Source organism: Veillonella sp. CHU110, from assembly GCF_003992255.1.
Taxonomy (GTDB): domain Bacteria; phylum Bacillota; class Negativicutes; order Veillonellales; family Veillonellaceae; genus F0422.
This window is the reverse complement of sequence record NZ_RQVA01000018.1, coordinates 25,705-40,487: the sequence shown is the minus strand read 5'-3', so window position 1 is coordinate 40,487 and position 14,783 is coordinate 25,705. Positions and strand designations below refer to the sequence as shown.

At 38.8% G+C, this 14,783-nt stretch carries 14 protein-coding genes; 1 reads left to right on the top strand and 13 read right to left on the bottom strand.

All coding sequences use genetic code 11. The features are described from left to right. Positions 1-267 precede the first annotated feature (267 nt). The 9 genes from mglC to EO122_RS08245 all read right to left on the bottom strand — a co-directional run bounded on the left by mglC (position 268) and on the right by EO122_RS08245 (position 8,937). Entirely contained in the window at positions 268-1,275 is a 1,008-nt protein-coding gene (gene mglC, locus EO122_RS07440; protein ID WP_127010028.1) for a galactose/methyl galactoside ABC transporter permease MglC, read from the bottom strand. A 10-nt stretch (positions 1,276-1,285) separates the two neighbouring features. Beyond that, positions 1,286-2,797: a sugar ABC transporter ATP-binding protein gene (locus EO122_RS07435; RefSeq protein WP_127010027.1), complete on the bottom strand. Its 1,512-nt coding sequence runs from the start codon at positions 2,795-2,797 to the stop codon at positions 1,286-1,288. A gap of 60 nt (positions 2,798-2,857) precedes the next feature. After that, the gene (locus tag EO122_RS07430; RefSeq protein ID WP_127010026.1) at positions 2,858-3,892 is read right to left on the bottom strand and encodes a galactose ABC transporter substrate-binding protein; all 1,035 of its coding nucleotides are present in this window, start codon (positions 3,890-3,892) and stop codon (positions 2,858-2,860) included. A gap of 63 nt (positions 3,893-3,955) precedes the next feature. Beyond that, positions 3,956-5,119, bottom strand: coding sequence for an ROK family transcriptional regulator (locus EO122_RS07425; RefSeq protein ID WP_240632679.1), 1,164 nt, complete (start codon positions 5,117-5,119; stop codon positions 3,956-3,958). 13 nt (positions 5,120-5,132) lie between these two features. Continuing rightward, the gene (locus EO122_RS07420) at positions 5,133-6,287 is read right to left on the bottom strand and encodes a galactokinase (RefSeq protein WP_127010025.1); all 1,155 of its coding nucleotides are present in this window, start codon (positions 6,285-6,287) and stop codon (positions 5,133-5,135) included. After that, a complete protein-coding gene (galT, locus tag EO122_RS07415) occupies positions 6,280-7,266 on the bottom strand; it encodes a galactose-1-phosphate uridylyltransferase (RefSeq protein ID WP_127010024.1) in 987 nt (328 codons plus the stop codon). The genes EO122_RS07420 and galT overlap by 8 nt, the downstream gene beginning before the upstream one ends. Before the next feature lie 413 nt (positions 7,267-7,679). Beyond that, positions 7,680-8,300 (bottom strand): 3'-5' exonuclease, encoded by a 621-nt coding sequence (locus EO122_RS07410; RefSeq protein ID WP_126937708.1) that lies wholly within the window; start codon positions 8,298-8,300, stop codon positions 7,680-7,682. A gap of 116 nt (positions 8,301-8,416) precedes the next feature. Beyond that, positions 8,417-8,695: a glutaredoxin gene (locus tag EO122_RS07405; protein WP_127010023.1), complete on the bottom strand. Its 279-nt coding sequence runs from the start codon at positions 8,693-8,695 to the stop codon at positions 8,417-8,419. 86 nt (positions 8,696-8,781) lie between these two features. Then, on the bottom strand, positions 8,782-8,937 hold the full coding sequence (locus tag EO122_RS08245; RefSeq protein ID WP_164725991.1) for an amino acid adenylation domain-containing protein: 156 nt from the start codon (positions 8,935-8,937) through the stop codon (positions 8,782-8,784). 281 nt (positions 8,938-9,218) lie between these two features. Here EO122_RS08245 and EO122_RS07400 point away from each other — a divergent pair, with 281 nt between their 5' ends. Continuing rightward, positions 9,219-9,800: a TetR/AcrR family transcriptional regulator gene (locus EO122_RS07400; RefSeq protein ID WP_127010022.1), complete on the top strand. Its 582-nt coding sequence runs from the start codon at positions 9,219-9,221 to the stop codon at positions 9,798-9,800. 193 nt (positions 9,801-9,993) lie between these two features. Here EO122_RS07400 and EO122_RS07395 read toward each other — a convergent pair whose 3' ends face one another. From EO122_RS07395 to EO122_RS07380, 4 genes are all read right to left on the bottom strand, one after another. Beyond that, positions 9,994-11,316, bottom strand: a complete 1,323-nt coding sequence (locus tag EO122_RS07395) for an MATE family efflux transporter (protein WP_127010021.1) — start codon at positions 11,314-11,316, stop codon at positions 9,994-9,996. A gap of 184 nt (positions 11,317-11,500) precedes the next feature. Continuing rightward, positions 11,501-12,274, bottom strand: a complete 774-nt coding sequence (locus EO122_RS07390) for an ABC transporter ATP-binding protein (protein ID WP_127010020.1) — start codon at positions 12,272-12,274, stop codon at positions 11,501-11,503. Further along, positions 12,267-13,058 carry an ABC transporter ATP-binding protein gene (locus EO122_RS07385; protein ID WP_127010019.1) on the bottom strand — a complete coding sequence of 264 codons (792 nt, stop codon included), beginning with the start codon at positions 13,056-13,058 and terminating at the stop codon, positions 12,267-12,269. The genes EO122_RS07390 and EO122_RS07385 overlap by 8 nt, the downstream gene beginning before the upstream one ends. Positions 13,059-13,167: 109 nt before the next feature. After that, positions 13,168-14,751, bottom strand: coding sequence for an ABC transporter substrate-binding protein (locus tag EO122_RS07380; protein WP_206168522.1), 1,584 nt, complete (start codon positions 14,749-14,751; stop codon positions 13,168-13,170). Between the last annotated feature and the right edge of the window lie 32 nt (positions 14,752-14,783).

The window sequence follows — 14,783 nt, the reverse complement described above, 5'->3', positions numbered from 1 at the left end:
AAGATATATTCATAATTTATAAAATTCACGAAATATATAATATGCAATTCACATAACTTTTTCGTTTGGGTAATAATTTACATTTGTTTGATTATATACATTTTGCAGAACTTATTTGAAAAATATTCTATAATTTCAATTATTACAAAAACTCATTACAAGATACTGCAATGAGTTTTAAGCTAATCTCTCAACATTGAGGGCAACAGAAAACCCCCGACTTTCACAATCCTGTGAAAGCCGAGGGCTAATGATTTCAGTATAAAATTATTTACGGCCCATAGATTTACGTACGTCGAAAGCAACCGCTACGACAATGATTAAACCTTTGATAATCAATTGCCAGTATGGTCCCATACCAACGAATGTTAAACCGTAGTTGATAACTGTGAAGATCAATACACCTGCGATGATACCAGGTACAGTACCGATACCACCTGTGATAGATACACCACCTACAACAGATGCTGCGATAGCATCTAACTCGTACATATTACCATAGTTGTTAGTAGCACCACCTGTACGGGCTGCTTCTAATATACCACCTACGCCATACAAAGCACCAGCGATAACGTAGATAATCACTAACGTTACTGCCACATTGATGCCAGATACGACAGCTGCTTGTGGGTTACCACCAATGGCAAACATATTTTTACCAAGAATTGTTTTATTATATACCACATACATGATTAAAGAAATCACTGCGGCGATAATAACAATGTATGGAATCGTCATAAATCCTAGGTCTAATGAACCTGTACCGATTTGCGTAAACTCTGGACGCAAACCGCCGATTGGTTGAGAGTTATTTGGTTCCATATCAAAGTACAAGGAACAAATACCGTAGGTAATAACCATAGTACCTAGTGTGGAAATAAATGGTACAATTTTTAAATACGCTACAATGACGCCAGATACTAAACCGATGATAGCACCCACCACGATAGCAATCACGATTGGTAAAATCAATGGTAGTTCTGGTAAATGTTCAAAGAACGGACGTGGATAATCTGGCAATTGTGTTAAAGATGCAGATACCACAGCAGTCAAACCAACCACACGACCTGCAGACAAGTCACAACCTGCGGTGATCAAAATCATAGCAGAACCCAACGCAATAATAACACGTGGGGAAGATTGAATCAAAATATCACGAAAACTTGTGACGGATAAAAAGTTCGGGCTATACATAGAAATAGCCGCTACTAGTACTACTAGTACCAAATAGATAATATTCTGGGAAAGAAACTTTCCTAATTTACCTTGGCTCATACGATACCTCCTAGACTAAACCAGCTGTCGCTAGTTCCATTATTTTTTCTTCTGTCGCTTCATGTGCATCTAAGATGCCACTCATATATCCATTACTCATAACCATAATGCGATCACTCATACCCAATAACTCAGGCATTTCTGAGGAAATCATAATGATACTTTTACCAGCACTAGCCAGTTCATTAATAATGGAGTAAATTTCATATTTCGCTCCTACGTCGATACCCCGTGTCGGTTCATCTAAGAGTAGGATTTCTGGATTCGTATTTAACCAACGGGCAATCAATACTTTTTGTTGGTTACCACCAGAAAGACTTTGAATTTTTGTTTCAGTAGATGGTGTTTTTACTCGCAAGGAGGCAACACCCTCTTTTGTATCGTCTAGTCGTTTATTGTCGTTTAACAATTTAAACTTATTCTCGTATTTTGGCAACGCCGCCATTGTCGTATTATCTACAATGGTGAGCATCGGGAAGATGCCTGTTGTACGGCGCTCTTCTGTAAGCAATGCCATACCCAATTTTTTCGCATCTCGTGGATGACGGATGTGCACTTCCTTATTGTGCAGGTAAATCTTACCCTCTTGAAGGCCTCTGAGTCCAAATAATGCTTCGATAACTTCTGTACGCTGTGCCCCTACAAGACCACCTACGCCAAGTACTTCACCTTTACGAAGAGAGAAGCTTACGTCTTTAAAAGAGTGTGGGTGTATAGATGTCAAATTTTCCACGCGAAGTACTTCTTCCGATGGAGTATTGGTTTTTTCAGGGAATAACTGCGTCATTTCACGACCTACCATTCGTTGAATGATCAGGTCAGTTGTTAATTCATCAGCATGCCAAGTTCCTATATATTGACCATCACGCATAATCGTTACTTCATCAGATATGCGTAGGATTTCTTCCATTTTATGAGAAATATATATAATTGCAACCCCTTTTTTGCGTAAGGAGTTAATGATTTTGAAAAGATGTTCTACTTCATCGCTTGTTAGAGAAGAGGTAGGTTCATCCATAACAATAATTCTAGATTGATGAGATACTGCTTTTGCAATCTCAATATTTTGTAGCTTAGAAACAGATAAATCACCAGCTAATTGTTCTGGATCGATGTCTACATCGATTTCATCAAACAATGCTAGTGTGTCTTCTTTCATCTTTTTATGGTCTACAAATTTGAAAGGACCAATTTTTTTGGTTGGGAATCGACCTAACCATAAGTTTTCCATAACATTCCGCTGTAACACAGGGTATAACTCTTGGTGGATCATGGAAATTCCCATTCCAAGAGCTTTTCGGGAATCTGTCATTTCTACTACTTCGCCGTCAATGACAATGTCCCCTTGATCAGGCTTATAAATACCGAACAGGCATTTCATAAGAGTAGACTTTCCCGCGCCATTCTCTCCCATTAGAGCATGTACGGTGCCTGGTCGGACTTTGAAAGTGACATTATCCAAGGCCTTTACGCCAGGAAATTCCTTCGTAATTTGGCGCATTTCTAATATGTACTCGCCCATACATTTTCCTCCTACTAATCAGATAATTAAGGGGGCAAAATGCCCCCTTACTGCATTTTCTTATTTGTCACCTAAAATCTTATCCGCATTTTCTTTCGTTACGATTTCGTAAGGTACCCAAATATATTTACCGTCAACAATCTCAAAACCTGTATTGTCTTTATTTGGTGTTTCGCCTTTAGCTAACACATAGGAAAGATTGAATACAGCTTGACCTTGTTTTTTAGCATTGTTTAATACTGTACCCAATAATGTGCCGTCTTTCAACGCTTGTACTGCTGGAGTTGTAGCGTCAACGCCTACTACTGGAATGTATTTGCCATTTGTGAAGTAACCTGCTGCTTTCAATGCTTCGATAGCGCCTAATGCCATGTCGTCATTGTTACAGATAACAGCATCGATTTTGTCGCCGTAACGGCTCAAGAACGCTGCCATTTTTTCTTGACCTTTAACGCGGTCCCACATACCTGTATCGCTAGCTAATTCTTCAACTTTCATACCTTCTTTTTTAAGGGATTCTACAGAGTATTGTGTACGAAGTACCGCATCTTGGTGACCTGGTTCACCAGTAATCATTACATAGTGAATAACACCATCATTGCTATGGTATGCTTCTGGATGTTTTTTGAAGTAATCTGCCAAGATTTTACCTTGCATTTCACCACTTTGTTCAGCTTTTGCGCCTACATAGTATACTTTGTCCCATTTAGCCATATCTTCTTTCAATGGTTCACGGTTTAAGAATACCAATGGAATGTTAGCTGCTTTAGCTTTATCAATGATAACGCCTGCTGCTGTACGGTCTACAACGTTAACGCCGATTGCTTTGTACTTCTTATTGATGAATAAGTCAATCTTTTCATTTTGTGTTGGTTGAGAGTTTTGGCTGTCTACAATATCCACTTTCGCTTTATCTTTAGCGGCTTTGTCAATTTCTGCACGTACGCCACTCATGAAAGTGTCATCAAATTTGTAAATCGCAACCCCAATTTGAGGTTTGTCACCGCTTGCTCCTTGATCGCTTCCGCAACCACCTAACACAAGTGCACCTACTGCTGCTGATGCTAGCAACGCTGCTTTCCAAGATCGTTTCATAATAATATCCTCCTTAATTAGATATCCTCTATACCTATAAGACTAGTTGTCTAGTCGTGGTACCTACCCTAACCAAGCTTCTTCAGCTCGTTTTGCACTCACGATATCAATCATTCCTAGCAATGTATAATAAGAACCATTGCCAGAATACTCAAGATTAATCGCATGAGTCTTATACGAATTGCGTTCTAACACTCCTCGTAATATAGGATCCATCACACCTACTGCATTGCCCATAGCACTACTTAAAATAATCCGTTCTGGATTAAATAAATTCGCAATATTCGCCAGTGCAATACCGAGGTAATGGCCTACCCGAGATAAAGCTTCCAAACACACTTCGTCCCCTTCTACTGCCGCTTCATAAATAGGCTCAACGCGAAAGGCTTTACTGGTCACTAATGGATTATCTTGTACCGATGTGTATCGGCCCTTCTCCATTTGTTCCATCACATACCTGTGAATCGATGTCTCTGATGCAATGTCTTCTAAACGAACTTCATTGCCTTCTTGATCCAACCGTATCACACCATAGCCTATTTCGCCAGCACTATCGTTCACTCCACGATACAGCTCACCGTGGTAAATCAAGGACACTCCTAACCCATAACTAAACTTAAGGACAATTAAGTTATCCATCTCTTTACCACTGCCAAAATAATATTCACCCGTTGATAAACAACGAACATCGTTTTCTACATATACAGGTACATGGAATCGTTCTTCTAAGATATATTTGAAAGGAATATTATTCCACTTTCCATTTGGTGAATAAATAGAAATTCCTTTACTAGAATCTACAGGGCCTCGTAAAATCAAGCCAATGCTTTTGATTTGATAGTCCCCATTGAAGAGTTCCTGCATACCTTTATACATATGTTGCATAATTTCATCTGCCGTACATCCAATGATAGACGTCTCAGCCTGATATAAAATACGCTGACCCACCGTCGTCACATAATACACAATCGCATGGGTTCTAACATGTACAATCAAGATAGTTTCAATATCGGTGTTAAAGCCCAACAACATAGATGGTCTTCCCAAGGCAGACCGTTCTTGACGATCTTCATAGACCAACCCTTGTCGAATCAAATTCGCACAAATGTTAGTCACTGTAGGAGGAGTTATCTTAGTCTGTCTAGCAATCAATGCCTTTGATACAGGGCCATGACGCCTGATGTAATTCAAAATTATTTCATCATTGCTAATCTGCGGCTTTACCATGATTCTATCTCCTTTACATCGAATACACCCCATCACCGATATCTGCAATGTATAGACTAGGGGTAACACCAATTTGTTTCTCGTACTCTTCTGGAAGAGCTCTCATAAAAGCCTCTACGTGTTCATCTTTTACAAGGGCAATTGCACATCCACCAAATCCTGCACCTGTCATACGAGACGCAATACATCCCTCTTGAGCGCGTGCAATAGTAACAATCGTGTCTAATTCTTTTCCTGTTACTTCAAAATCTACTTGCAAGGATCTATGAGACTCATTCAAGCAATGGGCAATACCTGTTAAATCAGCAGCTTCCAAAGCCTTCATGAATTCTAAAACCCGTAGATTTTCAGTAATAACGTGGCGTGCTCGACGTTGTAACACATCATCGGTAATATAGTCTAAATCCTCTAGTGTAGCTAATGCTAATCCAGAGATATCTTTATGCTTTTGAATGATTTCATGGGCTGCATCACATTGGCCTTTGCGTTCGTTGAACTTAGAGTCTACAAGACCACGTTGTTTATTCGTATTCATAATGATCAATGTATAGCCATGCCAGTTTAAAGGAACTAATTTGCGTTCCATTTTTGTACAATCCAATAGTACACCATGGCCTTCTTTACCATGAGCAATGGCATACATATCCATGATGCCTACTTTTACACCCACAAAATGATATTCTACATGCATGGCCATTTTAGCTAGTTCAGTTCGATCAATCGGTGTCAATCCCAACTCTGAAAGCAACATATATCCAGTCAAATCTAGCATACATGCGGAAGAAGACAAACCTGCTCCTGCTGGTAAGTTACCATTAAAGTAAATATCCATGCCTGGCACTGTATGTCCTTTATCTTTTAAAAATTGGATAATTCCCAATGGATAGTTAGCCCAATCGTGTTCAATATTGTATTGGAACTGTTCGTTTACATCGACAATCACAGTTTTTTCCATGTTATCAGAGTGTAAACGTACTTTACTATCTTCGCGTAAACGAATAGCTCCGTGGATACCCACTTTTAATGCTGCTGGGAATACATGTCCACCGTTATAATCTTGATGTTCACCAATTACATTTACTCGACCTGGAGCAAAGTAACAGTGTACATCACCAGGACCCTCTCCAAAAAAGGAAAGAAATCGCTGTTGTAGTTCTTCTTTAACCATTAGATTGTTCAACCTCACTATATAATTTGCGCAATTCTGGCGCTGTTTCTTCTACAGCACTCGTATTGGCTGCTGCCCATGCTCCCATTTCTGAAGATGCATAGTATTTGATTTTATTTGCTTCTCTGAATGGTGGGTAGAATTGAATATTAAAGTGATAATATTCTTCATGACCTTCATATTCAGAACTATTCACTGGATTTTGGTGATATACCATCATATATGGGAATGGCATATCGAACAAACGATCAAAGGCTTCCGTTAATGTTTTTAACATGTGCGCCAAATCTTTCGTTTCTTTTTCATTACAGTCTGTAATGTAATTCATATGTCGTTTAGGAACTACGAATACACCATATGGATAATCTGTAAAGAACGGAATATACGCCAAGAAGGAGTCATTTTCACCCACAATACGAGCATCCTTTTCCTTCTCTACTTGATTCATCTTACAGAATAAGCATTCTCCATGCTCATGATGATGATCTTTGGCACTCTCTAACTCCACTTGTAATTTTTGTGGTACAAAGGAGTAACCATATAATTGACCATGCGGATGAGGCATCGTTACGCCTACCGCTTCACCTTTATTTTCAAAAGGATAAATATATTTAATCTTTTCATCTTTTGCTAATTCGCTATGACGCTCTTTGATGAGGTTTAGCAATTTAACAATGTGTTCTTCCGATAGTTCGTAAAATTTAGCAGTGTGCTCTGGAGAGTATAAGATAACTTCGCATTTCCCATAGTTCTCTTGGCTTTTGTAAAAATCATTGCCATCTTCATATGGTACCTCTGGCGTTTGCGTCAAGGCAGGAAAATCATTATCATATTTCAACACATCATACTCTGCAGGGACTTTCTTATTAATACCTGGGCAGAATGGGCACCAATCCTTTGGCATCGTTGGGCGTGCTTTACGGTTTGAAGCGACCATTGTCCAAGTCCGCAGTAAAGGATTCCAGCGTAATTCCGACATGGAATACCTCCTATCTATGGATTTATAATTTAATTACTATAAGGATAATTTTTTATATAGTTCTATTCTTTCATATTTTAACATTTTTTTCAATACTTAATTAAATAATAAGTTATATGATTTACTCATAATCTGATGAGCAGCATGATTTTTATCACAATTTTTCCTTATTAGATACAAAACCGGCGCCACATCCCCCTTCTCTCACTGCATTCTGAATGTTCGTTCAAGGGAATATGGCACCGGTTCCTTATTACTTTGGTGTGATTTGTATAAAATTCTAATGATCCATAGATTATGTGTACATCATATGGGGCGCTTATTAGGGATACATCATCCAATGGTATCACTAAATGTAATAGATATATAAACTTTCCTTACCTATGCATCGCCTTAGTAGATACTATAGCAAACTAAAAGAATGCGTCTTGTGTACCGCTTTGTTTGACTTCCATTTGGGCCCGTCGTTCATCTGTGATAAACGAATCGGTCTTCATGTTGAGCACATGTAATAAGCCCTTCAATGAGTCCACATGTTTTTCTTTCGCTGCGGCGATGGCAACTTTTGCACACACCTCAGAGTCATCGAGGGCATTATGATGATTAAAAGTAATACCTAAAAAGCCACCCAATGTATTGAGTCGATGGTTCACAAGATCTGGCCATACTTTGCGCGTAATACGTACGGTACAAGTATATTCTAAATCCGGCCACTCTATATTGTAATGATCTAAGGTAGCTCGCAATACATCAATATCAAATTTGGCATTGTGAGCCACTAATAGTTTTCCTTTTAAATGATTGTTGTAAATAGCCGGCCATAATTGGTCAAATGTGGGTTTATTGAGCACCTCTTCTGGTTGAATACCATGGATGCCGATAAACTCTTGGTTGAACTGCATCACCGGTGGTTTAATCAAACTGTATCCACGTTTTGTAATACGACCATCTTCTACGGTGACAACCGCCAAAGAGATAGCACTATTTTTACTTTCATTAGCCGTTTCAAAGTCTAAGGCAACAAAATTTAACATATATCCTCCTTCCACAGCCTACTCAAGACTGCGGCCTATATCTGAAAAAAGCAGATGCACGTAATGGCATCTGCTCTTATTATATAGTATTTTTCAGCAAAGTGAAATCAACAGTTCTATTGAATTGCTTTTTCGAACACAGCTTTGATCAATACTTTTGTTTGTTCGTAACTTTCACCTGGTTGCGCTTCATATTGTTTGTCCAAGTCGAACCATAAATTTGGATAGTATTCATATGGATGTGTTTTGAACAATTCCACTGCATCTTGATCTTCTACCCAGTTAATCTTGATATCTTTGAAAGCAGGGTTCTCTGCTTGAAGTTCTTCAATAGCGCGGAATGCGTTAGCGCAATATGGACAATGATGTAAATGGAAACCTAAAATTTCTTTCATGTTATACTCCTTTCATCGAATCGATCTATTATATCGAATTTATTCAATTATAAGATTAGTATACCACAAGAAAATGTATGTTACAACTATAGACCTGCTTGGTATGTCATCACAGTTATCCAAGATGTATGAATCCAACTAGGCACATCAAATGAAGTGTGCAAAACAATGGCTAAAAACATGGCTCCTGTAATCACTGTCGTTGCAGTGCTACTTAACATCGTATCAATTCGTTCTAACATAAGAACACATCCTCTCTCCTTAACAGTCTATACCACTAATGAGTTCCATAACCGTCTATGATATAGCCATGGATTCTTTCAACTCATTATCTTATGATATATTCATATATACAAAGATATGAAACACTTTGTTACTTATGATATACTACTAGTATAAGGGAATTGAGAAAATTTACAAGAATCACTTTTTCTATTTTGTTATTTACAGAACATATATAAAAAAGTATCCAATATTGAACAAGTATCTCATTTTGTTTGATTCATATGTGTAAGGAGAAACGATGGATAAGCGACAAGTAAAAACTAGAAAAGCCATTTTTGATGCCTTTGTAAGGCTTTTAGAACATAAAAATTACAACTCTATCATCGTGCAAGACATTATTGATGAAGCCCTGATTGGGCGCAGCACATTTTATGCCCATTTTGAAACGAAAGAGGATTTATTAGAAGCTCTATGTCAAGAACTATTCTCGCATATTATCGATACTGCTTCAGACTTCTCTCATGCTCATGGTTTATACAAAAACAGCCATATCAAGGAGGCCATCTTCCTCCACATCTTGCAGCATTTAGAGGATAATGACAATAATATTTTAGGCCTACTTTCCTGTGAAAGTAATGAACTCTTCCTTCGCCACTTCAAGAATAGTTTAAAAGAACTCATCCAAAGTCATTTTTTAAACAACCAAACATGTCCACATAATAATATCCCTCATGATTTCATTTCTAACCATATTGCAGGATCCTTCGTGGAAATGGTCCTATGGTGGTTAGAAACAAATCGCCAGTACTCTATCGAAGATATGTCACGGTACTTTTACCATATTACAGAGCCATTGATCTTAGAACATCAACACGAATAATTCCGTACATACAACAAGGCGCTACCTTGAGCATACTCGCTCATCGGTAGCGCCTTGTTATTATAACATCAACTGTATACCTTTTTACTTATCATTAAGATATTCTTCATAGTATGTGCCAACTAGAATATAAAGCATCCATCTACTATCGATTACGATACTTTGTAAAATAGCAACCTTCATCAGAAATATACTACACCGACAAGGAAAACCGTTTTTTTGCTAACGGCAAGAACAACACTAAAATGATAGATTCTAATAGGTACGTGAGCACATAAGTCATCCATATGCCGTCATTACCAAATAGAGGGATAAGCAATTCTTGCATACCCACGAAGAAGATAACCGCAATAAACATCATATTCCGGACAGATGCAGTCTGACCGATACCATTGTACATACCATATAATAATAAGCCTACTGCTGCACAGATAGGATAGAGCAATAGATAATGGGAATATTCCAAGGCCATCGTGTAAATCTCTGGTACTGAGGTCATAAGCATAATGGCATCGTTACGGAATAATCCTAACACCACTTCTACGATCACCACGTACACGGCTAAACAGACTAAGGAAATTTTCAAGGTATCTTTCCAAAGCACCAAGTCTCGTTTTCCAAAAGCTTTGCCTGTAAATACGCTAACCCCATTGGCCTGTCCATCTGTGAAGTATGCCATGATGAAGATAATCTCCAAGATGACTGCATTCGTGGCTAACACATCACTGCCCATAGCACTGCCTGCTTTAGCAAACAAATTGTTGATGGTCAATAAACAAAATGTACGAAGCATAAGGTCTGTGTTGACTTTCATAATAGATAGGAATGGTTTCACCTGTTTCAATGTGCTCCACATACGGGAAGTTAAGTCTAATCGCTCACGTACTAAATACATAGCACCTAGCCCTACTAAGGACGCATAGATTTGGGAAATCAAGGACGCCCAAGCGACCCCTTTCACACCGAAATCAAAACCAAAGACAAAGAGAAAAGACAACACAATGTTGAGCACGTTCATTGAAATTTGCATAATCATAGTGGCGCGTATCATCATCTGTCCCATGAGCCATCCTAAGGTAACGTAGTTAACCAATACAAAGGGAGCTCCCCAGATTAAAATATCTGTATAATCCGCCATCAGGGCAATCACCTCTGGGTCGGGATGCATAAAACTTGCATAGTAATCAAATATCCAAGGATAGCCAATAATAAAGGCCACGCTAATCAGCAAGGCAATGATGAGAGGGCGAAAAAAACTTAAGGATGTACTTTCCTTCGATTGTTCTCCCAAAGCCTGTGCAGAAAATACAGTGGTTGCTACCCGCAAGAATCCAAAGAGCCAATACATATTGTTAAATAAGATAACTCCTAGGGCTACAGCTGCAATGTACATTGCATTGTCCATATGCCCCATAATCCCAGTATTCACAGCGCCTAATAAAGGTTGAGTCACCGTAGAAATCATAAATGGAATCGTCACTTTTAAATAGTCTTTATAGGTCAATCGTTCTTCCATAGTACCCTCATAAAAAAGAGGAGCCCCTTACGGCGCTCCCCTTGAAACATTCTATTTACACACCTTTTGATGCAATCATTATATCAAAAAGTATTCATGTTTAACAAATATCCATTATTCATAGATTTTGTACTACTTTGCAAAACAATCTATTCAGTTGTTGAATATTGCTATCGCCAACTGATTACCGATCTAAGTTATAAACCGCACTTAATAATTGTTTTGTATACGGATGCTGTGCTTCTGCTAAGGCATCTCCATTGAGGCGTTCCACTACTTCCCCTTTATGCATGACCACAACTTTGTGACAGAATAAATGGACTAGTGCCAAATCATGACAGATAAATAAGTAGGTAATACCTTTCTCTTTTTGCAAACGCACCAATAGCTCGATAATCGTATCTTGTACAGATACGTCAAGAGCACTTGTGGCTTCATCGCAGACGATAATTTCTGGTTCTAATGCTAAGGCTCTAGCAATGGCCACACGTTGCCGTTGTCCACCACTCATATTGTTCGGATAGCGACCAGCAAAGTCTTCTGGTAGGTCTACCATTTGTAACAACTCTTTAGCTTTTGCATCCACATCAGCTTTATTGATTAATCCAAAATTACGCAACGGTTCACAGATGATGTCACGTACTTTCATCTTTGGATTAAAAGCAGCTGTTGGATCTTGAAATACCATTTGGATATGACGATAGTTTTGGCGTTTTTCTTCGCCTTTTAATTTCGTAATATCCTTGCCGCGAAACATAACCGATCCAGAAGTAGGTTCATGCATGTTCATGATTGTTTTTACCAACGTAGATTTACCACAGCCAGATTCGCCTACGATAGCTAGGGTTTTCCCCTTTTCCACATCGATAGAAATACCATTACAAGCACGCAAGGTGGAACCATCGGCAAGAGGAAATTCTTTCACAATATCTTGAATTTGCATAATAATCTCAGACATAGCGTTTTCCTCCTATTTCTGGCACTGCATTGAGCAATTGTTTCGTATACTCTGCTTGTGGGTTACGAATGATTTCCTCAGCTGTACCATATTCCACCACAGCCCCTTGTTTCATGACCATGATTTTATCAGACATGTGAGCCGCTACACCGATATTGTGAGTCACAATAATCATAGATGTTTTATTTTCACGATTGATACGTAATAATTCTTCTACAATTTGTGCTTGTGTCGTTACATCTAGAGCCGATGTCGGTTCATCACCTAGCAATAGTTTAGGAGAGAATGTAATTGCCATCGCAATCCCTACACGTTGGCGCATGCCGCCACTGAGTTCAAATGGATAGGACTTCATAATCGCTTCAGGATGTGGCAAGTTTGTACGGGCCAACATCTCAATCGCTTTTGTCTCAGCTTCTTGTTTCGACATTGTACTATGTAATTGAATGAACTCTACGAATTGCTTGCCTATCGTTTGAATAGGGTTCATCATATTGCCACTATCTTGGAAAATCATAGCAATATGATTGCCTCGTAAATCTAACCAATCTTTGGTTGAAAAGGCCAATAGATCTTGTCCATCAAAGGTGATGCTTCCTTCTGATACCCGACCTGTATTTGGCAATACGCCAAGCAGTGCACGGATGACTGTAGTTTTACCACTACCAGATTCCCCAACAATGGAAACAATCTCTCCCTCTTCCAAGGTCAAGTTCACCCCAGAAATTGTTGGCTTCGGATTATTTCCATAGGTAACTGCTAAATTTTTAATATCAAGTAACATATATATCCTTTCTACTTAGTTCTCAGAGATGCTAGTGAAAGTTACTATTTCATACATACAACAAGGGGAGGCAAAGTGCCTCCCGATTGTTGCGGACATCTGCAAAGGATTATTTTGCTGGTTTTACGTCTTTAGTCAACCAGTAGTAGTCTGTTGGGTACATCACTACATTTGTTAACCAAGTATTGTTGACGATGTTTGTTTTAGGGTAACCTAAGAACAATGCCGCACCATCATTCAATAAGATTTGTTGTGCTTCGATAATTAAGCTTTGACGTTTAGTTTTGTCGAATTCAACTGCTAATTGATCCATGATTTCATCAAATTTAGGGTTGCTGTAACCGGAACCATTTTGAGGATTTTCACCGTTCATGTTAGTTTTCCAGTACCATTTCAAGAAGATTTCAGGGTCACCAGTATTCGCTGTTACGATGTTGGAGATCAACAAGTCATAGTCCCCATCGATACCCATTTTATCGATTAAGTTATAGTCCACGGATTCGATGTTTACTTTGATACCGATTTTTTTCATGTCCGATTGAACAGCTTCTGCATAGATAGGAAGCTCTTGACGGCTGTTATACACTACGAAACGCACTTCTAAGTTTTTGCCATCTTTGTCTACGAAACCATCTCCATCAGTATCTTTCCAACCGGCTTCTGCCAATAATTGTTTGGAACGCTCAGGGTTGTACGCATTAGGGTCTTTCAAGCTATCAAATCCATAATCCAAGCTTGGTGGAATTGGTGCTTTACCAGGAATGAACGTATCTTTTAATAATACTTTGTTGTAGGATTCACGATCTGTACCACTGATGAAAGCAGCGCGAACTTTTTCGTCACCTAGTACACCTTTTTGGTTGATACGAGCTAATACTGTACGTAAAGACGCAATTTCATCTACTTTGAATTTGCTGTCATTACGCATGGACTCAAGGTCGCCAGCACCGATATTAACTGCGAAGTCTACGTCACCGTTTTGCAATGCCAACGCACGTGTAGTTGGGTCATCGATGGATGGAATTTCTACTGTTTTGAAAGGAACTTCTCCATCCCAGTAGTTTTCGTTAGCTTCTACTACTGCTTTTTCTTTTGTGAAGGATTTCACTTTGTACGGGCCAGTACCAATAGGACCTTCTTTTGCGAAGTCACGACCCGCTTTTTCAGCAGACACATCTACGATGATGAATAATGGGTCAGCCAAGAAACCAGGCACATTTGGATACGCTTTATCAGTAGTGATGATCAAGTTTTGACCTTCTGCTTTGATATCTGTGTATTTGAAGAATGTAGCGGCACGTTTATTTTTCTCGAAAGCACGCTCAATAGATTCTTTTACCGCTTCTGCTGTTACTTTGTTACCATTGGAGAATTTTGCTTTATCACTAATTTTGAAAGTCCAAGTCAATTTATCGTCAGATACAGACCAACTTTCAGCCAACCAAGGTTGCGTGTTCATTTTATCGTCAAATTTAGCCAAAGTTTCGCCAATACCATAGCGCATAACTACCCAACCGAAGTAGTTTTGTGTAGGTTCTAATGTGTCAGCGAAGTTTGTAACACCGAATTTTACTACACTTTTGTCTGCAGGTCCATTGTTATCGCTACCACAACCTGCAATCACACCTAATGCTGCTACGGCCATAACGCCAAATGTAGCATTACGAAGCCACTTTTTCCAACTTTGTTTCATCTTAAGTTCCTTTCTACAAAACTTGTTACTAA